Origin of the sequence: Streptomyces pseudovenezuelae, from assembly GCF_029892565.1 — a bacterium.
GTDB classification, from domain to species: domain Bacteria; phylum Actinomycetota; class Actinomycetes; order Streptomycetales; family Streptomycetaceae; genus Streptomyces; species Streptomyces pseudovenezuelae_A.
Genome location: NZ_JARXVH010000001.1, coordinates 232,236 through 253,353, shown reverse-complemented (window position 1 = coordinate 253,353; position 21,118 = coordinate 232,236). Strand labels below are relative to the sequence as shown.

The 21,118-nt window shown below is 70.9% G+C and carries 16 protein-coding genes; 8 read left to right on the top strand and 8 right to left on the bottom strand.

Annotated elements, in window-relative coordinates:
* Positions 1-49 precede the first annotated feature (49 nt).
* From M2283_RS01185 to M2283_RS01175, 3 genes are all read left to right on the top strand, one after another.
* Entirely contained in the window at positions 50-2,224 is a 2,175-nt protein-coding gene (locus M2283_RS01185; RefSeq protein WP_280874006.1) for a 3-hydroxyacyl-CoA dehydrogenase NAD-binding domain-containing protein, read from the top strand.
* A 525-nt stretch (positions 2,225-2,749) separates the two neighbouring features.
* Positions 2,750-4,378, top strand: a complete 1,629-nt coding sequence (locus M2283_RS01180; RefSeq protein ID WP_280874005.1) for a thiamine pyrophosphate-binding protein — start codon at positions 2,750-2,752, stop codon at positions 4,376-4,378.
* Positions 4,379-4,502: 124 nt separating this feature from the next.
* Entirely contained in the window at positions 4,503-5,243 is a 741-nt protein-coding gene (locus M2283_RS01175) for an IclR family transcriptional regulator (protein WP_280874004.1), read from the top strand.
* A 79-nt stretch (positions 5,244-5,322) separates the two neighbouring features.
* On the opposite strand, the gene M2283_RS01170 is transcribed toward M2283_RS01175, so the two are convergent.
* The 3 genes from M2283_RS01170 to M2283_RS01160 are packed head-to-tail and all read right to left on the bottom strand — an operon-like array spanning position 5,323 to position 8,961.
* The gene (locus M2283_RS01170; RefSeq protein ID WP_280874003.1) at positions 5,323-6,813 is read right to left on the bottom strand and encodes a sugar ABC transporter ATP-binding protein; all 1,491 of its coding nucleotides are present in this window, start codon (positions 6,811-6,813) and stop codon (positions 5,323-5,325) included.
* 1 nt (position 6,814) lies between these two features.
* Entirely contained in the window at positions 6,815-7,879 is a 1,065-nt protein-coding gene (locus M2283_RS01165) for a sugar ABC transporter substrate-binding protein (RefSeq protein ID WP_280874002.1), read from the bottom strand.
* A gap of 44 nt (positions 7,880-7,923) precedes the next feature.
* Positions 7,924-8,961 carry an ABC transporter permease gene (locus M2283_RS01160; protein WP_280874001.1) on the bottom strand — a complete coding sequence of 346 codons (1,038 nt, stop codon included), beginning with the start codon at positions 8,959-8,961 and terminating at the stop codon, positions 7,924-7,926.
* A gap of 152 nt (positions 8,962-9,113) precedes the next feature.
* On the opposite strand from M2283_RS01160, the gene M2283_RS01155 reads away from it, so the two are divergent.
* A complete protein-coding gene (locus tag M2283_RS01155; RefSeq protein WP_280874000.1) occupies positions 9,114-9,839 on the top strand; it encodes an SDR family NAD(P)-dependent oxidoreductase in 726 nt (241 codons plus the stop codon).
* On the opposite strand, the gene M2283_RS01150 is transcribed toward M2283_RS01155, so the two are convergent.
* The gene (locus M2283_RS01150; protein WP_280873999.1) at positions 9,816-10,529 is read right to left on the bottom strand and encodes a MerR family transcriptional regulator; all 714 of its coding nucleotides are present in this window, start codon (positions 10,527-10,529) and stop codon (positions 9,816-9,818) included. The two genes, M2283_RS01155 and M2283_RS01150, sit on opposite strands and share 24 nt — an antisense overlap.
* A gap of 234 nt (positions 10,530-10,763) precedes the next feature.
* Between M2283_RS01150 and M2283_RS01145 the strand changes: the two genes are divergently transcribed.
* Positions 10,764-12,230: an amino acid permease gene (locus M2283_RS01145; RefSeq protein WP_280873998.1), complete on the top strand. Its 1,467-nt coding sequence runs from the start codon at positions 10,764-10,766 to the stop codon at positions 12,228-12,230.
* A 43-nt stretch (positions 12,231-12,273) separates the two neighbouring features.
* Entirely contained in the window at positions 12,274-12,753 is a 480-nt protein-coding gene (locus tag M2283_RS01140; RefSeq protein ID WP_280873997.1) for a macro domain-containing protein, read from the top strand.
* A gap of 100 nt (positions 12,754-12,853) precedes the next feature.
* Here M2283_RS01140 and M2283_RS01135 read toward each other — a convergent pair whose 3' ends face one another.
* A complete protein-coding gene (locus tag M2283_RS01135; RefSeq protein WP_280873996.1) occupies positions 12,854-14,353 on the bottom strand; it encodes a M1 family metallopeptidase in 1,500 nt (499 codons plus the stop codon).
* Positions 14,354-14,563: 210 nt separating this feature from the next.
* Here M2283_RS01135 and M2283_RS01130 point away from each other — a divergent pair, with 210 nt between their 5' ends.
* Positions 14,564-16,513, top strand: coding sequence for a Xaa-Pro dipeptidyl-peptidase (locus M2283_RS01130; RefSeq protein ID WP_280873995.1), 1,950 nt, complete (start codon positions 14,564-14,566; stop codon positions 16,511-16,513).
* 97 nt (positions 16,514-16,610) lie between these two features.
* A complete protein-coding gene (locus M2283_RS01125; protein WP_280873994.1) occupies positions 16,611-17,714 on the top strand; it encodes an ArsR family transcriptional regulator in 1,104 nt (367 codons plus the stop codon).
* Here the strand turns inward: M2283_RS01125 and M2283_RS01120 are convergent.
* Genes M2283_RS01120 through M2283_RS01110 form a run of 3 tightly spaced genes read right to left on the bottom strand, consistent with a single transcriptional unit; the run spans position 17,669 to position 21,060 of the window.
* A complete protein-coding gene (locus M2283_RS01120; RefSeq protein ID WP_280873993.1) occupies positions 17,669-18,292 on the bottom strand; it encodes a hypothetical protein in 624 nt (207 codons plus the stop codon). The genes M2283_RS01125 and M2283_RS01120 overlap by 46 nt on opposite strands.
* Positions 18,293-18,305: 13 nt before the next feature.
* On the bottom strand, positions 18,306-20,549 hold the full coding sequence (locus M2283_RS01115; protein ID WP_280873992.1) for a glycoside hydrolase domain-containing protein: 2,244 nt from the start codon (positions 20,547-20,549) through the stop codon (positions 18,306-18,308).
* Between the two features lie 28 nt (positions 20,550-20,577).
* A complete protein-coding gene (locus M2283_RS01110) occupies positions 20,578-21,060 on the bottom strand; it encodes an RICIN domain-containing protein (protein WP_280873991.1) in 483 nt (160 codons plus the stop codon).
* Positions 21,061-21,118 lie beyond the last annotated feature (58 nt).

Here is a 21,118-nt window from a genome sequence, read left to right as displayed (position 1 = left end):
CGGAATCGGCGGACCAAGAGACTTCAACGGCTTCTACGGAGACCCTGCCATGACACAGAGCACCACCATCCGCTGGGAACAGGACCGCAGCGGCGTCGTCACGCTCGTCCTCGACGACCCGAACCAGTCCGCGAACACCATGAACGCGGCCTTCCGCGACTCCCTCGCCGTGGTCACCGAGCGCCTGGAGGCCGAGAAGGACTCCATCCGCGGCATCATCTTCACCTCGGCCAAGAAGACCTTCTTCGCCGGCGGCGACCTGCGCGACCTCATCCGGGTCACCCCGGAGACCGCGCAGGAGCTCTTCGACGGCGGCCTGGCCATCAAGCGCAACCTGCGCCGCATCGAGACGCTGGGCAAGCCGGTCGTCGCCGCGATCAACGGCGCGGCCCTGGGCGGCGGTTACGAGATCGCGCTCGCCTGCCACCACCGGGTCGCCCTGGACGCGCCCGGCACCAAGATCGGCTGCCCCGAGGTCACGCTCGGCCTGCTCCCGGGAGGCGGCGGCGTCGCCCGCACCGTCCGCCTGCTCGGCATCACCGACGCGCTGCTCAAGGTCCTCCTGCAGGGCACCCAGTACAACCCGCAACGCGCTCTGCAGAACGGCCTGATCGACGACGTGGCCGCCACCCCCGACGAACTCCTCGCCAAGGCCCGTGACTTCATCGAGGCCCACCCCGAGTCGCAGCAGCCGTGGGACAGGCCGGGCTACCGCATCCCGGGCGGCACCCCCGCCAACCCCAAGTTCGCGGCCAACCTCCCCGCCTTCCCGGCCAATCTGCGCAAGCAGACGAACGGCGCGCCCTACCCGGCTCCGCGCGCCATCCTCGCGGCCGCCGTCGAGGGCTCCCAGGTCGACTTCGAGACCGCGCAGGTCATCGAGGCGCGCTACTTCGTCGAACTGGCCGCCGGCCAGACCTCGAAGAACATGATCCAGGCGTTCTTCTTCGACCTCCAGGCCGTCAACTCCGGCGCCAACCGACCCAAGGGCATCGAGCCCCGCAAGGTCCGCAAGGTCGCCGTCCTCGGCGCCGGCATGATGGGCGCGGGCATCGCCTACTCGTGCGCCCGCGCGGGCATCGAGGTAGTCCTCAAGGACGTCTCGGCCGAAGCCGCGGCCAAGGGCAAGGCCTACTCCGAGAAACTGTGCGCCAAGGCGGTCTCCCGAGGCCGTACGACCCAGGAGAAGGCGGACACCCTCCTCGCCCGCATCACCCCCACCGCCGACCCGGCGGACCTGGCGGGCTGCGACGCGGTGATCGAGGCGGTGTTCGAGGACACGACCCTCAAGCACAAGGTCTTCCAGGAGATCGAACACGTAGTAGAGCCGGACGCGTTGTTGTGCTCCAACACCTCGACGCTCCCGATCACCGCACTGGCCGAAGGCGTGGACCGCCAGGCCGACTTCATCGGACTGCACTTCTTCTCGCCGGTCGACAAGATGCCGTTGGTGGAGATCATCAAGGGCGAACGGACGGGCGACGAGGCATTGGCCCGAGCCTTCGACCTGGTCCGCCAGATCAACAAGACCCCGATCGTGGTGAACGACTCCCGAGGCTTCTTCACCTCCCGGGTCATCGGCCACTTCATCAACGAGGGCGTCGCGATGGTCGGCGAGGGCATCGAGCCGGCGTCGATCGAACAGGCGGCGGCCCAGGCGGGCTACCCGGCCAAGGTCCTCTCCCTCGTGGACGAACTGACCCTCACCCTCCCGCGCAAGATCCGCAAGGAGTCCAAGCAGGCCGTCGAAGAGGCGGGCGGCACCTGGCCCGCACACCCCGCCGAGGCCGTCATCGACCGCATGGTCGACGACTTCGACCGCACCGGCCGCAGCGGTGGAGCGGGCTTCTACGACTACGACACCGACGGCAAACGAGCCGCCCTCTGGCCCGGCCTGCGCGAACACTTCACCAAGCCCGGCCACGAGATCCCCTTCGAGGACATGCAGGAACGCATGCTCTTCGCGGAGGCCCTGGACACGGTGAAGCTCATCGAGGAAGGCGTGCTGACCTCGGTGGCCGACGCCAACATCGGCTCCATCTTCGGCATCGGCTTCCCCGGTTGGACCGGCGGAGTCCTCCAGTACATCAACGGCTACGAGGGCGGCCCGACGGGGTTCGTAGCACGCGCCCGCGAACTGGCGGCGCGCTACGGCGAACGCTTCAACCCGCCGGCACTGCTGGTGGCGAAGGCGGAGAAGGGGGAGACGTTCGGGGACGCGTAGACCTGGCCGGTCCGGCGTGGACGGGTGGGTGTCTTGTCGATGCCGGTCGGGCAAGCCGAGTCCGACCGCATCCCGGCGCCGGCCGGGCAGGCCGAGCCCGTCCGGCGTCGGAGGCCGAGGTTGTGCTGTCCCGAACCCACCCCCACCCACCCGCAGGGGGCCACGCCTCTTGGACGCCGGTCCGGTCTTTGGCTTTCAGCCCGTGCGTCGTCCGAGGCCAAGGCTCTGACATCCCGAACCCCCACCCACCCCCACGGGGCTGCGCCTCTTGGGTGGCGGTCCGCACAATTCAGCCCGTCCGGCGTTTGAGGACAAGGCCCGTTCAGGGCCGTCGGGGGTCCAGGGGGCGGAGCCCCTGGTGGGGTCGAAGGGGCTGCGCCCCTGGGGATGGGACGGGCAGGGGCGGCGGGGGCGAGAAGAGCCCCATACCGCTGAGCGACACACCCCGCTTGCCCCCACCCCCCAACTCCCCGACGCTGCCCCCTGAACGCCCCCACACACCCGCCCCCACGAGGGGAGCCCTCCATGGGCCACCGCCCCGCCCTCGCCGCCCTGAACATCCTCCGAGGCGAGGGCGTGGACCGAATCTTCGGCAACCCCGGCACCACCGAACTCCCTTTCCTCGCAGCCCTGTCGAACACCCCCAGCGCCCCCGAATACATCCTCGGCATACACGAGGGCGCCGTCATAGCGATGGCGGACGGCTACGCGAGAGGCACCGCCCGCCCCGCCTTCGCCAGCCTCCACATAGCCGCCGGCCTGGCAAACGGCCTCATCGGCCTCCTCAACGCCCGCCGCTCCCACACCCCCCTCGTAGTGACCGCCGGCCAACAGGACCGCCGCCACCTCCAACAGGACCCCATGCTCACCGGCGACCTCGTAGCGCTGGCCACCCCCGCGGTGAAGGCGGCCCACGACGTCCAGCACGCCCACGACCTGCCCCTCGCCCTGCGCCGCGCCTTCGCATTGGCCGTACGCCCACCCGCCGGCCCGGTCTTCCTGTCCGTCCCCATGGATCTGTTCGACGAGGCGACGGAGGTGGAGATCCCGGCCCGCACCCCCGCACCCCCACTGGGCCCGGCCGCAGGCCTGGAGCGCGCCGCCGCCCTGCTCGGCGCAGCCGCCCGCCCCGCGATCGTCGCGGGAGACGGCGTCGGCCGCGAGGACGCCCTGGACGCACTCGTCCGCACGGCGGAGGCCTGCGGCGCGGTCGTCCACCACCAACCGATGGCCGACTGCCTCAACTTCCCGACCACACACCCCCTGTACGCCGGAATGCTGCCGCCCCGCCACGACGCCATCCGCGCCGCCCTCACGCCGTACGACACCGTCCTGATCGCGGGCGCGCACGCCTTCACGCCCCACCACTACAGCCCGGGACCGGCGTTACCGCCCGGCCTCACCGTCATCCAGCTCGACTCCGACCCGCACGAGATCGGCCGCAACTTCCCCGCCGCGGCAGGGCTGGTCGGCTCACTCGCCCCCTCCCTGCACCGCCTCGCCGAGCTGCTCCGCGACCGCGTGCCCGCGCCCACCGCCAAGGGCCGCATCCTGCGCGCCGGCGAACGCCACACCGCCGACCGCGACCGCGCCGAGTCCGAGGCTCGCGCCGCCTACTCCCCGGCCCCGCTCGCCCCCTGGGCCGCCGCGCACGCCGTGGCCCGCGGGCTGCCGGCGGACGCCGTGGTCGTCGAAGAGGCCATCACCGTAGGGCTGTTGCTGCGGCGCCTGATCCGCCTCGACCGCCCCGGCAGCTACACCCACACCGTCGGCGGCGGCCTCGGCTGGGGCATCGGTGCCGCCGTCGGCCGCGCGCTCGCCGAGCCCGCCCGGCCGGTGGTCGCCGTACTCGGCGACGGCTGCACCCTGTTCGGCCTGCAGGGCCTGTGGAGCGCGGCCCGCCAACGCACCCCCGTCCTCTTCGTCGTGCTGAACAACGGCGCCTACCGCACCCTCCAGGACACCTACCAGGCCATGGGCGGCCGGGGCAGCTGCCCAGGCACCGAACTGGGCCCCCTCGACTTCACCCGGGCCGCCGCCTTCTTCGGCATCGACGCGGTCCGCGCGGCCGACGCCGACCACCTGCGCGAACTGGTCGCCGGGGCGGCCGACTTGACGCGTCCGCTGCTGGTGGACGTACCCCTGAGATCGTGATCCGGCGACACCGCACCAGCCTCGGCGGCCCCCGTGCTCGCCCCCGCGTTCCGCACACTCGCCCCCGCATTCACAGTGCCGCACGCCTTGTCACCCGCCCGCGCGAGCCACCACCATCGGGACCATGACGGACGGTCCGCTACCCAAGTCGGTGCTCGCCCGCGGGGTCATGCTGCTGCGCGCCTGCGGCGACTCCGGGACCTCCCTCAGCCTCGCCGAACTGGCCCTGGGCACGGGCCTTCCCAAGCCCACCGCGTACCGGCTGATCGGCGAACTGGTGCGGCTCGGGCTGGTGGAGCGCACCGAGGCGGGCCGCTACCGGATCGGGCTGGGGCTGTTCGTGCTGGGCCAATCGGCGCCGAGCGTGCGGGAGTTGCGGGACGCGGCGCTGCCGTATCTCGGCGACCTGCACGAGATGACCCACGAGAACGTGCACCTGGCCGTCCCCGACGGCCCCGACACCCTCTTCCTGGAGAAGCTCACCGGCCGCCGTGCCACCCCGATCGTCTCCCGCACCGGCGGCCGACTGCCCGCCCACTGCACCGCCACCGGCAAGGTGTTCCTCGCCCAGGACCCCCGCCCACCGCACCGCACGCTGCCCCGGCTCACCCCGCGCACCATGGTCCTGCCCGGCCAACTCGCCCGCGACCTGGCCCTGACCCGGGCCCGCGGCTACGGCGTCAACCTGGAGGAGGCCGAGGTCGGCATCTCGGCCGTCGCCGCGCCGATCTACGCCCGCGGCCACGGCCCCCGCCCGATCGCCGCGATCTCCGTCACCGGCGGCACCCGCCGCCTCGACGTGGACCGGGTCGGCGCGAAGGTCTGCGCCGCGGCGAGGGCGTTGACGCGATCACTGTCGGCCTGACGGGGGCTCAAGGGAGGGGTTCCCTGCGTTGTCTGGAGAGCCGGCACTCCTCGTCCACTTCGGCGCGAGAGGCCTGCCGTCACCCCACCGCCCCCGGCCCCACCACCCCCTTCTGCATGGCCACCGCCAACTCCCGCTCCGTAAGCCGCTCTCCGCGCACCTCCCCAACAACCCGGCCCCGCACGAAGACCAGCGCCCGGTCGCACACCTCCGTCAGTTCCGCGAGGTCGGTCGACGCGAGGAGCACGGCCGCGCCGCCCGCCGCCAACTCGCCGATAATGCGGTGTATTTCGGCCCGTACGCCGACGTCGACGCCCCGGGTCGGATCGTCGAGGACGACGACCTTGGGCTCGGTGGCCAGCCACTTGGCGATGACGACCTTCTGCTGGTTGCCGCCGGACAGCCGCGCCACGAGGTCGTGGGGGCCGCCGCGCAGTCGCAGACGCTCCGTCAGGTCGGCGGTCCTGCGCACGAGTTCGGCCCGGGAGGGCAGTACCCCGCCGCGGCCCAGCGCCAGCCAGCTCACGGTCGTCGTGTTCTCCCACACCTCCCGGTCCACCATCAGCCCGTACCGCTTGCGGTCGCTCGGCACGAACGCGACACCTGCCCGCACCGCCTCCCGCAGTGAGCGCGGCAGCCCGTGCCCGGCGATGTCGACCCGCCCGGCCGAGACCGCCGTACGCCCGCACACCACCGCCAACGCGTCGAGATGGCCCGCCCCTTGGAGCCCGGCCACCCCCACCACCTCGCCCGCCCGCACCGTGAAGGTCACGTCCGACAGCCGCCCTGGCACCTCCACCTCGGACAGCACCACCGGCGGCGGCAGGTCCACCTCGGCACGCGCACGGCGGGCCGGTGGGGGCGGGCTTCCGCCCAGCATCGCCGTGACCAGCTCGGGCACGTCGACCTCGGCCCGCCGCGCCCCGGCCAGCGCCACCCGCCCGTCCCGCAGGACCGTCACCCGTTGCGCGAAGCGCATCACCTCGTCCAGGAAGTGGGTGACGTACAGGACGGCGATGCCCCGCCCGGTGAGGGTGCGCAGGACCCGTTCCAGCCGGTCGACGGCGGCGGCCGGGAGCGCGGAGGTGGGTTCGTCGAGGATCAGCAGCCCCGGCCGGCGCAGCAGGGCGCGCGCGATTTCTGTCAACTGTTGGTCCGCGAGGGGGAGTTCGCCCAGCGGTACACCGGTGTCGACGTCCAGTCCCAGCTCCGCCAGCACCGGACGGGCCGCGCGGTCCATCGCTCCCCGGTCCAGCAGTCCGAGGCGGCGCGGAGGGTCGTACGGGAAGAGGTTCTCCCGCACGGTGAGGTCCCGGAACAGGCTCAACTCCTGGGAGACCACGGCGATCCGGGTGTCCGGTGTCGTCCGCACCTCGCCCGCGTCCGCCGTCAGCGTCTCCGACAGGATCCGCACCAGCGTCGACTTGCCGGCGCCGTTCTCACCGACCAGCGCGTGCACCTCGCCGCCCCGCAGCCGGATGTCGACGCCGTCCAACGCCCGTACCCCGCCGTACGACTTGACCAAGTCCCGCGCCACCAGGGCGTCGTCGTACGTCACTTCGGCCGTCATCTCAGCGCGCGTCGTCGAGGGGCTTGAGATTGGCCTTCTGGTCGCCGAGGAGCTTGTCGATCGTCGGCTTGTACCAGTCGTAGGCCGCCGTGGCGGACTTCTGCCGCGTGATGATCTCGTCGATGTTCGAGGAGTCCACCACCCCGCCCGGGGACAGGAACCAACCGTCCGCCAGCCTGCCGTCGTTGTCGCGGACCGTCTCGATCAGCATCGCCGTCGACAGATAGCCCTTGAGGAAGTGCTGCGGGTCGATGGTCACGAAGTTGGAGCCGTCCTTCACCGCGTCGAGCGTCTTCGGGTCGACGTCGAAACCGGCCGTCAGCCACTTGCCGTGCTCCGCCTTCTTGATCTTGGCGAGGTTGTAGCTGTCCGCGTCCCCGACACCGAGGAAGGCCAGCGCGTCCGGATGCGCGTTCACCTGCGCCGACCAGGAGCTGTAGTTCTGCCCGGGATCGCTGTACGTCTGGAAGGGACCGAGCACCTTCACGCCCGGCGCCTCCTTCGCGAAGGTCTCGGAGATGCCCTTGGCCCGGTTGTCCAGCACCGGCGTCCCCGGGTTGGGCACGCCTATGACGATCTCGCCCTTCGGGTCGTCGCCGAGCCGCTTCAGCGCCTCCTTGGCCATCAACTCGCCCAGCGCGTAGTTGTCGTTGCCGACATAGAAGGTGACCTTGCTGCCGTCGGTGGGAGAGGTGTCCAGGGCGACGATCGGGATGCCCTTGTCGACGGCCTGCGCGGCGGGGCGGGTGAAGATCGGCGGGTCGAGGTTCTCCAGGACGATGCCGTCCTTCGCACGCGCGGTGAGGTTCTGGAAGAGCTGCACCTCGGCCGGTCCGTCTGTGTTGGGCGGCCCGACGGCCTTGAAATCGACCTTCCCCGCGTGACTCGCCGCGCTCTCCGCGCCCAGCACCATCTCGTGGGCGAAGTTGAGCGAGATGTTGGCGACCGCGATGCCCATCTTCAGCTCACCGCCCCCGGATCCGGGGCCGTTGTCCCCGCACCCGGCGGCGCCGAGCAGCACCAGGGCGCCGAGCACGGCGGCGGTCGTACGGAGTCGGGGATGCATCACGGCCTCCAAGTGCCTTGCCCGGGCGGGGTGTTCACCTGCGTTCACCTGCGCCGCCGTCCCGTGCGGCGCAGCGCGCTGTCGGCCGCGACGGCGACGAGGATGACCCCGCCGGTCGCGAACGACGTCCAGTTGATCGGGACTTCGAAGAACACGAGCCCGGAGGCGACGACCGAGAGGATCATCGCCCCGGCCACCGCGCCGACCACCGAACCGCGCCCGCCGGCCAGCGGGGTGCCGCCGATGATGCACGCGGCGATCGCCTGCAACTCGTAGCCCTGGCCGAGCGTCGGATCGCCCGCGCCGTAGAACGCGAGGGCGAGCGCGGCGGCACACGCCGTGGTGAGGCCGGACAGCGCCAGGGCCTGGACGCGGGTGCGGACCACCGGGATGCCGCTGAACGCGGCGGCGTCGGGATTGGACCCGATCGCCCGCACCCGGGCCCCGAACCGGGCGCGGGTGAGCACCACGGTGAGCACGACGACCACCGCGAGCAGCACCCACAGCGCGAACGGCACCCCGCCCGGATCGCCGCCCGCGAAGGTGAACAAGGAGTCGTCCAGCGGCAGATCGGTGATCTGCCTGCCGTCGGCGAGCGCGAGCCCGACACCCCGGAAGAGCAGCAGCGTCCCCAGCGTCACGATGAACGACGGCAGCGCGAGGAGCGTCGTCACCAGCGCGTTGAACACGCCCGCCGCGATCCCGCACACCAGCATCACCGGCACCGCGAGCCACGGCGCGAGCCCGTCCCGCACCAACAGCGCCCCGACGACCAGGCACATGGCGTAGGTCCCGCCCACCGACAGATCGACCTCGCGCATGGCCAGCGCGAAGACCATGCCGCACGCCATCAGCGAGATGTAGACCGAATTGTGGGCGGTGGTCAGCAGGTTGTCGGTGTCGAGGAAGTCCGGGTACGGGATCCCGATCGCGGCGATCAGCAGACCCAGCACGAGCAGAACGCCGAACTCGTCGCGCACCAGCCGCCGCGGTCGCCATCGAAGCGGCCCCGACTTGCCCAGCCTGCCGCCCTGTTCGCGGGCGCGCTCGGCCTCTTCCACGGCACGCTCGGTCTCGGTCATCGGACACGGCTCCCGTACGGCTGGCGCTGGGGGCGGGCCGGCGGCAAGGCCCGCCCGCAGCGTCGGCCCGCCGGCCACGGGCGGCAACCGCGCCGTTCCGGCGAGTGAAATGCGCCCTTGCCGAGCGCCTGACGGGTCACCACACTCGCCCCATGGAGACGCGTACCGCACTGGTGACCGGAGCGGCACAGGGCCTCGGGCAGGAGTTCGCCGTCGCGCTCGCCGGGCGCGGCTACCGGGTCGCGGGACTCGACCTGGTCCCGCAGCGGCAGACCGCGGGGAAGGTCCTCGACTACGTGGAGCTGGTCGCCGACGCGACCGACGAGGAGCAGGTGCGGGCCGGCCTGGAGCGGGTGATCGACCAGTTCGGCACCTTGCACGTCGTGGTAAACAACGCGGGCCTGTATCCGGCCAAACCCTTCGAGGAGACGACCCTGGAGGACTGGCGACGGGTCATGCGCGTCAACCTGGAGGCGCCGTTCCTGGTCACCAGTGCCGCGCTGCCGTATCTGAAGGCGGCCGGGTGGGGGAGGGTCGTCAACATCGCCTCGGCCGCCGTGTTCACCGCGCCGCCCGCGATGGTCCCGTACGTCACCTCGAAGGCGGGCCTGATCGGCTTCACGCGCGCGCTGGCGGTGGCGCTCGGGCCGTACGGCATCACCGTCAACGCGATCGCGCCGAGCATGGTGCGCACCGCGACGGCCGAGCGGACCGTCGGCGCGGACGGCGGTTTCGAGGCCGTACGGGCCGGGCAGATCGTGGCGCGCACCCAGCAGCCGTCCGACCTGGTCTCGACGCTGCTGTACGTGGTGGACGAGGGCAGCGGCTTCCTGACCGGGCAGACGCTCAACGTCTCAGGAGGGTCGGCGTTCCTGTGACCCGTCGACCCAGGCGTGCAGCTCCTCCTTGAGGGACCGCTGGAAGGTCGTCAGCAGGGCCTGCAGCACGAGCGGCTCCATGTGGGCGGACAGGGACCTGACGGCCCGCGCGTCCCGCTCCCGGACCTCTCCGCGGAACAGCTCCGACAGTTCGTGCGCCGCCGCGCGCGAGTGCTCGATCAGCACCCGGCGCGAGGCGAGGATCGCCTCCTCGGACAGCGGTACGTCGAGCAGCCGCACCCCGAGCCGGAGCAGCCCGATGTCGACGAGGTAGGCGTCTTCCCGCGACCGGACCACGCCCATCGCGCCGAGCCGCTCGACGTCGTGGTCGCTCAGCTCCCGCCCGGCCCGCTCGCGCAGCTCGGCCCGGGTCAGCGTCTCCAGCGTCTCCGGCGCCCAGGAGGACATCACGGCCCGGTGGATGGCGAGATCCTGGGCGCTGAGATCCGGCGGCAGCTGCTGCAGATACCGCTCGATGGCCGCCAGCGTCATGCCCTGGTGCTGCAGCTCCTCGATGAGCGCCAGCCGGTCCAGGTGCTCCCCGCTGTAGTGGCCCACCCGGCGCGGACCGATCACCGGCGGCGGCAGCAGCCCCTTGGTGCTGTAGAAGCGGACCGTACGGACCGTGACACCGGCCCGCGCGGCCAGTTCGTCGATCGTGAGCGTCGGCTCCTCGGTGTCGGTCGTCATGTGCAGCAGTATCGCTGTCTCACCAGTGCTGTGACACCTCTCGTGCCATTCCAGCGCCGACACTCCGGCCCTGTGAGAAGCGCACCTGTGTGACATGGACCACCGCATACCGGGTGATCTCTGTGGGAAGCCGCCCCCTTGGCCCGTACCGCGAGACAAGGCGGTACGGGCCGAGTCATGTACGGCCCCCCGGACGGCGAATCCGCCCGGGCGCACCAGAGAGTGGAACCACCTGTGAGCAAGGACGCCGTGGACACGGCACCGGCCACCGCCTCCACCGGGGCGGCCCAGGTCCCCGCGGACGCGGGCGACGCCGGCTACAGCAAGGACCTCAAGGCCCGCCACGTCAACATGATCGCCATCGGCGGCGCGATCGGCACCGGCCTCTTCCTCGGCGCCGGCGGCCGGCTGCACAACGCGGGCCCGGCGCTCGCGCTGGCCTACCTGGTCTGCGGCGTCTTCGCCTTCTTCGTGGTCCGGGCCCTGGGCGAACTGGTCCTGTACCGCCCGTCCTCCGGCTCCTTCGTGTCGTACGCGCGCGAGTTCCTCGGCGAGAAGGGCGCGTACGTCGCCGGCTGGATGTACTTCCTGAACTGGTCGACGACCGGGGTCGCCGACATCACCGCGATCGCGCTCTACACGCACTACTGGAGCATGTTCACGAGCGTCCCCCAGTGGACGCTCGCCCTGATCGCCCTCGCGGTGGTCCTGGCCGTGAACCTCATCTCGGTGAAGATCTTCGGCGAGATGGAGTTCTGGTTCGCGATCATCAAGGTCGCCACCCTCGTCGGCTTCATGCTGATCGGCGTCTTCCTGCTCGCCACCCAGCACGAGGTGGGCGGCGGCACTCCCGGCATCGGCGTGATCACCGACCACGGCGGCGTCCTCCCGCACGGCGTCATGCCGGTCGTCCTCGTCATGCAGGGCGTGATCTTCGCGTACGCCGCCCTCGAACTCGTGGGCGTCGCCGCGGGCGAGACCGCGGAGCCGGAAAAGGTCGTCCCGCGCGCGGTGAACTCCATCATGTGGCGCGTGGGCCTCTTCTACGTCGGCTCGGTCGTCCTCCTGGCCCTGCTCCTCCCCGGCTCGCTCTACTCCGCCGACGAGAGCCCCTTCGTCACCGTCCTGTCGAAGATCGGCATCCCGGCGGCCGGCGACGTGATGAACCTGGTGGTCCTCACGGCCGCGATGTCCTCGCTCAACTCGGGCCTGTACTCCACCGGCCGCATCCTCCGCTCGATGGCCATGGCGGGCTCGGCCCCCCGTTTCACCGCCCGCATGAACCGCAGCCAGGTCCCCTACGGTGGCATCCTCCTCACCTGCGCCGTCTGTGTCCTGGGCGTGGGCCTCAACTACCTCATGCCGAGCCAGGCCTTCGAGATCGTCCTGAACGTCGCCTCGCTCGGCATCATCAGCACCTGGGTGATCATCATGATCTGCCACCTGGTCTTCGTCCGCCGAGCCAAGGCGGGCCACCTCACCCGCCCCACCTTCCGCCTCCCCGGCAGCCCGGCCACGGAGATCACCACGATCGTCTTCCTGATCGCCGTCCTGTCCCTGATGTGGAACGACCCGGAAGTGGGCCGCAAGACCCTCCTCCTGATCCCGGTGATCACCGCGATGCTGGTCGCGGGCTGGTTCGCGATCCGCCACCGCATCGGACGCGACACGACCCGGGAACTGACGGACCTCACGAAGTAGCGGCCCAGGGGCCGTTGTCAGTGGCGACCCGTACCGTGGCGTCATGTCAGAGATCATCTACACACGGGGTGACGCCACCGTTCCGTCGGTGAAAGGCGTCAAGGTGATCGCCCATGTCTGCAACGACCTCGGGGGATGGGGAAAGGGCTTCGTCCTGGCCCTCTCCCGCCGCTGGCCCGAGCCGGAGGCCGCCTACCGGGCCTGGCACCGCGACCGCGCGGCCAACGACTTCGGTCTGGGCGCCGCTCAGTTCGTGCAGGTCGAGCGGTACGTGTGGGTGGCCAACATGGTCGGGCAACGGGGCACGCGGACCGGCAGCAAAGGCGTCCCGGTCCGCTACGAGGCCATCGACACGGCACTCGGCAAGCTCGCCGACAAGGCCCTGGAGCTGGGCGCCTCCGTCCACATGCCCCGCATAGGCTGCGGCCTGGCCGGCGGCAAGTGGTCACGCGTCGAACCACTGATCACGGAGCGCCTGGTCCGGCGCGGGGTCCGGGTCACGGTCTACGACCACGGGGACTGACCAAGAGACGCCAAGGACCACGCCCCAAAGGGGCGCGGGGAACTGCGCGACCAGCCACAACGGACCCGCAGCCCCCCACCCCACCGAACCCGGCGATTCCTCAGTGGGCGCCTTCGTGCACGTCGTTGGTCGCCGCGATCTTCTTCCACGACTTCGGCCGCACGAGATCCGTCGACGCACCCGCGATCGCCGCGCTCCGCGCCGCCGGAGCGGCCGGCTTGACCGGCTGGAACAGCCACGCGTCGAAGAGGGCCGCCAGCGACTTCCCGGACACCCGCTCGGCGAACGCCTGGAAGTCGGCCACGGACGCGTTGCCGTACGCGTGCTCCTTCGGCCAGCCCTTCAGGATCGCGAAGAACGCGTCGTCGCCGACGGCGTTGCGCAAGGCCTGCACGGCCAGCGCGCCCCGGTCGTAGACGGCGATGTCGAACTGGTTGTCCGCACCGGGGTCACCCGGCTCGACCTTCCAGAACGCGTCGTCGGCCGGGTGCGAGGCGTACACGTAGTCGGCGAGTTCCTGCGCCGTCCCCTCGCCCTCGTGCTCGGACCACAGCCACTGCGCGTACCGGGCGAAGCCCTCGTTGATCCAGATGTCCTTCCAGCCCTTCAAGGACACGCTGTCGCCGTACCACTGGTGCGCCAACTCGTGCACCACGACCGACGTGTTCGAGCCGTTCGCGAACTGCCGGGGGCTGTAGTAGACGCGGGTCTGCGTCTCCAGCGCGTACCCGGTGGTCGTGTTGGGCACGTAGCCGCCGGCCGAACTGAAGGGATACGGCCCGAAGTAGCCGCTCAGCCAGTCGACCAGCTCCCCGGTCCGCTCCACGCTCGCCCGCGCCGCCCCGTCGTTGTCGCCGAGGTCCTTGCTGTAGGCGTTGACGACCGGCACCCCGCCCTCGGAGGTGCTCGTCGTGATGTCGAACCTCCCGACCGCCAGCGTGGTCAGATAGGTCGCCTGTGGCTTGTTCTCACGCCAGTTGTAGCGGGTCCAGCCACGCTGCGAACTCGACGACTGGAGCAGCCCGTTGGAGATCACCTGCGTGCCGTCCGGCACCGCCACCGACACGTCGTAGGTCGCCTTGTCGAGCGGGTGGTCGTTGCTCGGGTACCACCACCAGGCCGCCTCGGGCTCGTCCGCCGCGATCGCCCCGTCCGGCGTCCGGTGCCAGGTCGAGAAGCCGTACGCGCTCTTCGTGGACGGCACCCCGCTGTAGCGCACGACCACCGTGATCGGCGTGCCCTTGGCCAGCGGCGTCTTCGGCGTGACCACCAGCTCGTGCTGACCCGAGGTCGTGAAGGAGGCCGCGGCGCCGTTCACCCGCACCTCGCTGACGTCCAGCAGGAAGTCCAGGTCGAAGCTCGACAGATCCTGCGTGGTCTTCGCCAGGATCGTCGCCGTACCCGCCAACTCGTCGGTGGCGGGCTGGTATTGAAGTCTCAGGTCGTAGTGGGAGACGTCGTATCCGCCGTTGCCGTAGGCCGGGTAGTAGGGATCGCCGATGCCCGGCGCGCCGGGGGAGTAGCTCGCGGCCGATGCCGGGATCGCCAGCATCAGGGAGGCCGCAGCGAGTGCGCCCGGCGCGATGATTCTGCGGTGCACGAAAGGCTCCAAGTGTTGGGGGCACGAAGTCTGTTCGGAGCCTATTCAGTCCCTGTGCACCCACCCCTGTCCACGGCCCCTCCTGTCACACGATCGCCATTCGGCCGACATGAGCGAAGTCCACGCATGGGCGTTATTCGGCCACAGGAGCACCACAGTTCGCGCATAGTCCTCTTCTGTGCGGGAGTTGACCGAGGTACCGTCCCGCGCATGCCGACACGCACGCGCTTCACGACCTGGAGACCGCTCGCGACGGCGGCCATCGCCGTCCTCATGGCCGCGTTCCTCACCCCGATGGCGGCCCACGCGGCCCCCAGGGAGAGCCAACCCGTCTACTCCTACGACAACGCTGTCCGCGAGGCCGTCTGGGTGGACACCGGCCTCGACGGAGACGGCGACGGCCGGCACGACCGCGTCGCCGTCGACATCGTCCGGCCCCGCGAACCCGCCCAACAGGGCCGCAAGATACCCGTCATCATGGACGCCAGCCCGTACTACTCCTGCTGCGGCCGAGGCAACGAGAGCCAGCTCAAGACGTACGACGCCAATGGCGACGTGGTCCAGATGCCGCTCTTCTACGACAACTACTTCGTGCCGCGCGGCTACGCGTTCGTCGGCGTCGACCTCGCCGGCACCAACCGCTCCGACGGCTGCGTCGACGTCGGCGGCCGCTCCGACATCCAGTCCGCCAAGGCCGTCGTCGACTGGTTGAACGGCCGCGGCAAGGCGTACACGACCCGCACGGGAACCGCACGCGCCAAGGCGAGTTGGACCAACGGCAAGACCGGCATGATCGGCAAGAGCTGGGACGGCACCATAGCCAACGGCGTCGCCGCCACCGGAGTCGAGGGCCTGAAGACGATCGTCCCGATCAGCGCCATCTCCTCCTGGTACGACTACTACTTCGCCAAGGGCGCCCCCCTCTACGACTCGGGCCCCGACTGGCTCTCCGACTACGTCGACAGCCCCGACGCCCGCGCCAAGTGCGCCGCCGTCCAGCAGAAGATCGTCGACGGAGCCCCGCGCACCGGCGACTGGACGAAGTTCTGGACCGAGCGTGACTACGTCAAGGACGCGCGCAAGGTCAAGGCCAGCGTCTTCCTGACCCACGGCCTCCAGGACCTCAACGTCCGCACCAAGAACTTCGGCCAGTGGTGGGACGCCCTCGCCAAGAACGGTGTCGAGCGCAAGATCTGGCTCTCCCAGACCGGCCACGTCGATCCCTTCGACTTCCGCCGCGACGCCTGGGTCGACACCCTGCACCGCTGGTTCGACCACGAACTCCTCGGCTACGACAACGGAATCGACCGCGAGCCGACGGCCGACGTCGAGCGCCACCCCGACCAGTGGGTCACCTCCTCGGTCTGGCCCCCGCGCTCCACGGCCACCACGACCCTGCGCCCCGACCAGGGCAGCCAGGCGGGCGTCGGCACCCTCGGCCTCACCAAGGGCGACGGCACCGAGACCTTCACCGACGACCCGAAGTTGAGCGAGACCGACTGGGCCGCGCAGATCGACACGTCGACACCCGGCAAGGCGGGCTTCGTGACGAAGCCCCTCAGCCGCGACCTGCGCCTGTCCGGCTCCTCCAAGGTCACCGTCACCGCGACCCCGACCACCGCGACGGCCCACCTCTCCGCCGTCCTGGTCGACCTCGGCCCCGACACGATCCGCGACTACGCCGCCGGCGGCGAGGGCATCAGCACGCTCACCGACCGCAGTTGCTGGGGCGCGAGCACCACGGGCGACAGCTCCTGCTTCCTGAACACCGCGGCGAAGAAGACCGCCGTCGACTACACGGTGTTCAGCCGCGGTTGGGCCGACCTCGGCAACCACGCCTCCGACCTCAAGGGCGCTCCGCTCACCCCGGGCAAGGCGTACACCATCACCCTCGACCTGGCGGCCGGCGACCACGTCGTCCCGGCAGGACACCGCCTCGCCCTGATCGTCGCGGGCACCGACAGGGACCTCATCGACCCGCCGGCCGACAAGCCGACGCTCACCGTCGACCTGTCCCGTACGTCCGCGCGCGTACCGCTGGTCGGCGGCGCGTCCGCGTTCAAGCACGCCACCGCGGGCTCGTCCGGCGCGCCGGCGGAGGCGACGGACCTCGACGGGGTCCGCGCGCCGCGTACCCAGCGCGTCCCGGACGGAGACTGACGGACGGCCGGTCCCCGGCGCCCGCGCCGGGGACCGGCCGATCCGGGACGGCAACAGCTGCTGACCACAGCGCATGAAGCACCACGGGGGAACAACCATGCTGAACTTTCATTTCACGGACGCCGACCTGGCCCGGATAAGAGTCGCGAACGGCCCGCATCCCATGTGGGAGGTGCTGCTCAGCCTGCATCTGCTCGCCGCGTGCGACGGGGCGGTCGTCTTCGGGCCGTGGCGGCGGCACGTCCGCACCCGGCTGCCCGCCGGCGTCCGCATGCTGCTCGATCTGGCCCCGCCCCGCGGCTACTCGGCCGACTTCCTCACCCCCGCGCTCGGCCGGAACGACCTGGAGTCGGGGATCGACGCCGTTCTGTCCACCCCGCGCAGACTGCTGCGGCGGGACGTGGCCGGACTGGCCGCGGCACGGCGCCTGGGGACCTGGACCCGGCCCCTCGCCGAGGGGGACACCGGCACGCTGGGCCGCCTCGGCGCGGCCCTGCGCGGCTACTTCGACCACGCCCTGCGCCCGCACTGGGCGCGGGTGCGCACGACGTTCGAGGCGGACCGCGCGCTGCGGGCGCGGGCCGTCCTCGACGGCGGCACCGAAGCCATGCTGGCCACCGTGCACCCGGGTCTGCGCTGGGAATCGGGCGTGCTCTCCATGGCCAGCGCCTACGACCGCGACATCCACCTGGAGGGCCGCGGACTGCTCCTGGTGCCGTCGTTCTTCTGCCAGCGCGCTCCGATCACCCTGCGCGACCCGGACCGTCCCCCGGTGATCATCTATCCGGTAGCCCACGACCTCGGCTGGGCCCAGGAGGAGGCGGGGACGGCACGCGACGGGCGCGAGGCACTGCGCACCCTGCTGGGCCGCACGCGGGCTGAACTGCTCAGCGCGGCCGCGTCGGGCGGTGGCTCGACCGGTGAGCTGGCCCGGCGGCTCATCGTGTCCCCGGCGACGGTCTCGCAGCACGCGGCGGCCCTGCGCGAGGCGGGCCTGATCGTCACCCAACGCCGAGGACAGGGTGTCCACCACAGCACGACGCCGCTCGGTCGGGCCCTCCTGGACGGCCGGCGCGGCATCCCGCAGCGCTGGCCGGAGAGCGGAGTGCACCTGGTCGCCGGACCCGGGGGCGCGGCGACCAGGTGGGACTCGGGTCAGGCGGCCAGCGGGAACACCCCCGCGCCCTCGCCGGGGAGTTGAGTCCAGCCCCCGATCCGGGCGGCAAGGCGCCGCAGCCGGGGATCATCGGGGCGGACGTCGATCTGGAAGTGCGCCACGTGCGGCCGACGCAACCGGCCACCCCAGGCCACCACGCCCTCGCACTCCCGGACGATGTCCCGCACCGCGCGCTCCTGGTGCGGGAACAGGACGCCCTCCGCGCCGAGCGGGTAGGCGTCCGGGCGGACGGCGACGGCGGTCCCGGAGGCGTAGTTGGTGCGGTGCCCCGTCAGCCCGGCGGCGGCCCGGTGCCCGGCCAGTTCGTGCCGGGCCACCTCCTCGACCTCGTAGTGGAAGCGGCGTATGACGTGCAGGAGGACCACCGAGACCTCGCCCTCGCGCAGGGCGACGGACGCCGGGGTGCCCGGCACAGGCAGGGTGCTGATGCCGCCGGTGGTGACGGGCCATCCGTTCGCACTGGTGGTACCGGCCGCGGCCGAGGCTTGAGCGGCCGTCGGCAGGGAGATGCCGGCCGCCACCGCCCCTGCGAGTCCGGTGAGCAGCAGGGTCCGCCGCGGCAGGCCTCTGCCGCCCGGTCCGTCCGTGTCTCTGATCTGCATGCCGGTTCCCCTTTCAGCCGCGCACGACTGCGTTGTAGGCCTCGAAGATGTTGTAGAGGTCGCGCGCTCGGCGGCCGTACTCCTGGGCGTCCTCGTTGGTGCCGTTGTAGCGGGCGAGCACCGCGACGTTGTCGGCGTCGGAGTAGCTCAGCCGGTCGGCGGTGACGCCCTTGAGGAAGGCGGAGTGGATGTGGACCAGGGCGACGGTGCTCACGTTGTAGTCGTCGTCGTTGCGCAGCTGGTCCCAGACCGCCCGGCGGGCCCGCCAGTCCTCCGGGTCCTGGATCGGGGCCGAGATCACGTCCGCGTCGATGCAGTGGTTGCGGGCCTTGATCGCGGTCCTGCCGTAGATCTGGGCGACGCCCGTGCTGGAGTCGTCCCTGATCACGGTCGGCGGGGTGGGCGGTGACCCGATGGGGCTCTGCTCCCAGGCGGCCTGCGCATCCTTCCAGTTGTAATAGGCCTCGACCAGCACGTCCACGGCCTCGTCGGTGAAGTCGGCCTGGTACTCCCAGAAGGTCACGGCCTGGATGAGCGACTTGCGCATCCGGAAGGAGCGGGCGAGACCTGTGATCAGCGCGTCCATGTCGAGGACCTTGGCGATGCACTCCGCGGCACTGCGGGCTCGGTACCAGTCGTCGTGGCCGTTGGCCACGATGTAGTTGACGAGACCCGAGGTCAGGCCGCTGCGCATGCTCATGTCGAAGGGCACGTCCAGCGCGGTGTCCGGCCCCCGGGGCGCGAACTGGCTCTGCCCGACGTCGCGGCCGGACGCCACGTCCTTGTCGATCTCGATGAACCCGGTGCCCGAGCCCACCGTGATCGTCGCGATCTGGTCGAAGGCCCAGTCCTTCGGCAGCGGGAAGCCCAGGTTGCCGCTGTACCCGGTCGACATGTCGGACACGAAACTGGCCTCGGTCAGACCGGCCTTGGCGAGCCGGCTGCAGATGTTGCGGGGCGCGTAGACGCCGACGCGGTACTCGCTGCCGTAGGCGTTCATACGGTTGACCAGGCCGCGGAAGTGCGGGATGACCCGGCTGGTGATCTCCTCGTCGACGGCGTCGTAGTCGACGGAGAAGTAGAGGATGGTGCCGGCCTTGAAGCCGTGTCCCCGAGCCGCCTCCAGGGCCGCCAGGGCGTCCGTGGCGCCCTGCTGCGCGTTGAAGTACTCCGGGTCGCCGCCGTTGGTCTGGTAGATGGGGAAGACGGAGAGTCCGCCCGCGACGATGTTGGCGAGTTCACCGGGCTGGATCTTCTTGTTCTTCGGGTTCGTGACGTTCGCGTTGGTCAAGTACCGCCCCACCGTGGTGTATCCGGCGGAGCGCAGCGCCTGGGCGCGGGCCGGGGTGATCTCGGTGATGCAGTCGGCCGCGGTGCCGGCCCGGCTCGGGTCGCCGGTGCTGACCAGGAGCGACGCCCAGGTGCGGAAGTCCGCGGTGCCGGTGGTGGGCAGCAGTTGGGCGAACCGCTGGAAGTCCACGACGGTGCTGAGCAGCGACCCCGAGTAGAAGCCGTCGAACGCGACGTCCCAGCCGTTGAACCGCATCGCCGCCTGGAACAGGTGCACGAACTGCTTGGCGCCGTCGGCCGAAGCGAGGCCGAGCAGCGCCTGCGTCCTGACGCCGTCCTGAGTACCGGGCCCGAAACGCCCGTTGGCGACGTCGTCGCTCATGCCGATCTCGTACTGGATGGCGAAGACCAGCGCCTTCTGCACGTCCCGGGAGAAATTCCCGTCGGCCGGGCAGATGAAGAACTCCCGGCGCTGGACGTACCGCCCGTTGAGCCACTGCTGGATCGTGCGGACCTGCTCGGTGCCGTTGCCCACCCGGACGTACGGGTCCATCGTGAGCAGCGCCTTGAACACCTTCGGCTGGAGCCCGGTGCCCGGATAGGCCCCGCCGACGCCCATGTCGGACTTGAGCTCGGCGACCGAGGCCGCGGTCCTGCCGTTATAGGTGCCATCTATGCCGCCGCCGTCGTAGCCCTTGCAGTACAGGCCCGACTGGATGATCCGGTAGACGTTGTCGCGCCGGGTCTGCTCGTCGATCTGCGCCCCGAACCGGGACTGGAGCGTGCTCAGTGTCGTCGGACCGAAGGTGTCCGAGAGCGAGGTGATGCCCAGCTCGTACTGGAGCGCCCGGGTCAGGGCGTACATCACCGTCCAGCTGGTCTTCCCGTTCACCTCCACCTTCGGGATGCCGGACACGTTGTAGGAGTTGATGAACTGCTGCGCGAGTTCCACCATCTCGTCGGCCATGTGCGCCTCTTCTCCGTGTGGTGGGGCGTCAGACCCAGTCCTGGTAGATGCCGCCGTTGCAGCCGGTGGTGCGGAAACCGCTGTCGTCGCTGTCGTCGATGCAGTCGCCGGTGTACTGGTTGCGGAAGGTCAGGCGCACCTCGTGATGGCGGACGATGTACCAGCTCACGGACTCGGAGCTGCCGCAGAACTGCGTGCTGAACCCGGCCGGGCCGTCGTAGAGACAGCGTCCCGTGGCCTGGTTCTGGAAGCGGCGCGTGCCGTCGTTGAAGACGTGGACGTCCCAGTTCTGGTAGATGCCGCCGTTGCAGGGGTACGTGCGGAACCCGTATTCCCTGCTGTCATCCATGCAGCGCAGCGTGCCCAGGCTCTGGAACGTGTTCAGGACCAGGACGGAGGTGCCTCCGTCGGCCGTCTCCTGCACGGCGTCCGCGGTGCCCGTCGTGGCGACCAGGGCGCCCGCGCACAGCACGGCGGCCAGCATCGCCTTGAGCGACTTCTTCTGCCTCATCTGATTCCCCCGGGGTCTGAGTGGTTCGGCCTCGTCCTGGGGTCAGGGTGGGGTCGCC

Bases quoted from the DNA above. Each gene is read 5' to 3' on its own strand.
- M2283_RS01185 (WP_280874006.1), top strand. From the start codon at position 50: ATGACACAGAGCACCACCATCCGCTGGGAACAGGACCGCAGCGGCGTC.
- M2283_RS01180 (WP_280874005.1), top strand. From the start codon at position 2,750: ATGGGCCACCGCCCCGCCCTCGCCGCCCTGAACATCCTCCGAGGCGAG.
- M2283_RS01175 (WP_280874004.1), top strand. From the start codon at position 4,503: ATGACGGACGGTCCGCTACCCAAGTCGGTGCTCGCCCGCGGGGTCATG.
- M2283_RS01170 (WP_280874003.1), bottom strand. From the start codon at position 6,813: ATGACGGCCGAAGTGACGTACGACGACGCCCTGGTGGCGCGGGACTTG.
- M2283_RS01165 (WP_280874002.1), bottom strand. From the start codon at position 7,879: ATGCATCCCCGACTCCGTACGACCGCCGCCGTGCTCGGCGCCCTGGTG.
- M2283_RS01160 (WP_280874001.1), bottom strand. From the start codon at position 8,961: ATGACCGAGACCGAGCGTGCCGTGGAAGAGGCCGAGCGCGCCCGCGAA.
- M2283_RS01155 (WP_280874000.1), top strand. From the start codon at position 9,114: ATGGAGACGCGTACCGCACTGGTGACCGGAGCGGCACAGGGCCTCGGG.
- M2283_RS01150 (WP_280873999.1), bottom strand. From the start codon at position 10,529: ATGACGACCGACACCGAGGAGCCGACGCTCACGATCGACGAACTGGCC.
- M2283_RS01140 (WP_280873997.1), top strand. From the start codon at position 12,274: ATGTCAGAGATCATCTACACACGGGGTGACGCCACCGTTCCGTCGGTG.
- M2283_RS01130 (WP_280873995.1), top strand. From the start codon at position 14,564: ATGCCGACACGCACGCGCTTCACGACCTGGAGACCGCTCGCGACGGCG.
- M2283_RS01125 (WP_280873994.1), top strand. From the start codon at position 16,611: ATGCTGAACTTTCATTTCACGGACGCCGACCTGGCCCGGATAAGAGTC.
- M2283_RS01120 (WP_280873993.1), bottom strand. From the start codon at position 18,292: ATGCAGATCAGAGACACGGACGGACCGGGCGGCAGAGGCCTGCCGCGG.
- M2283_RS01115 (WP_280873992.1), bottom strand. From the start codon at position 20,549: ATGGCCGACGAGATGGTGGAACTCGCGCAGCAGTTCATCAACTCCTAC.
- M2283_RS01110 (WP_280873991.1), bottom strand. From the start codon at position 21,060: ATGAGGCAGAAGAAGTCGCTCAAGGCGATGCTGGCCGCCGTGCTGTGC.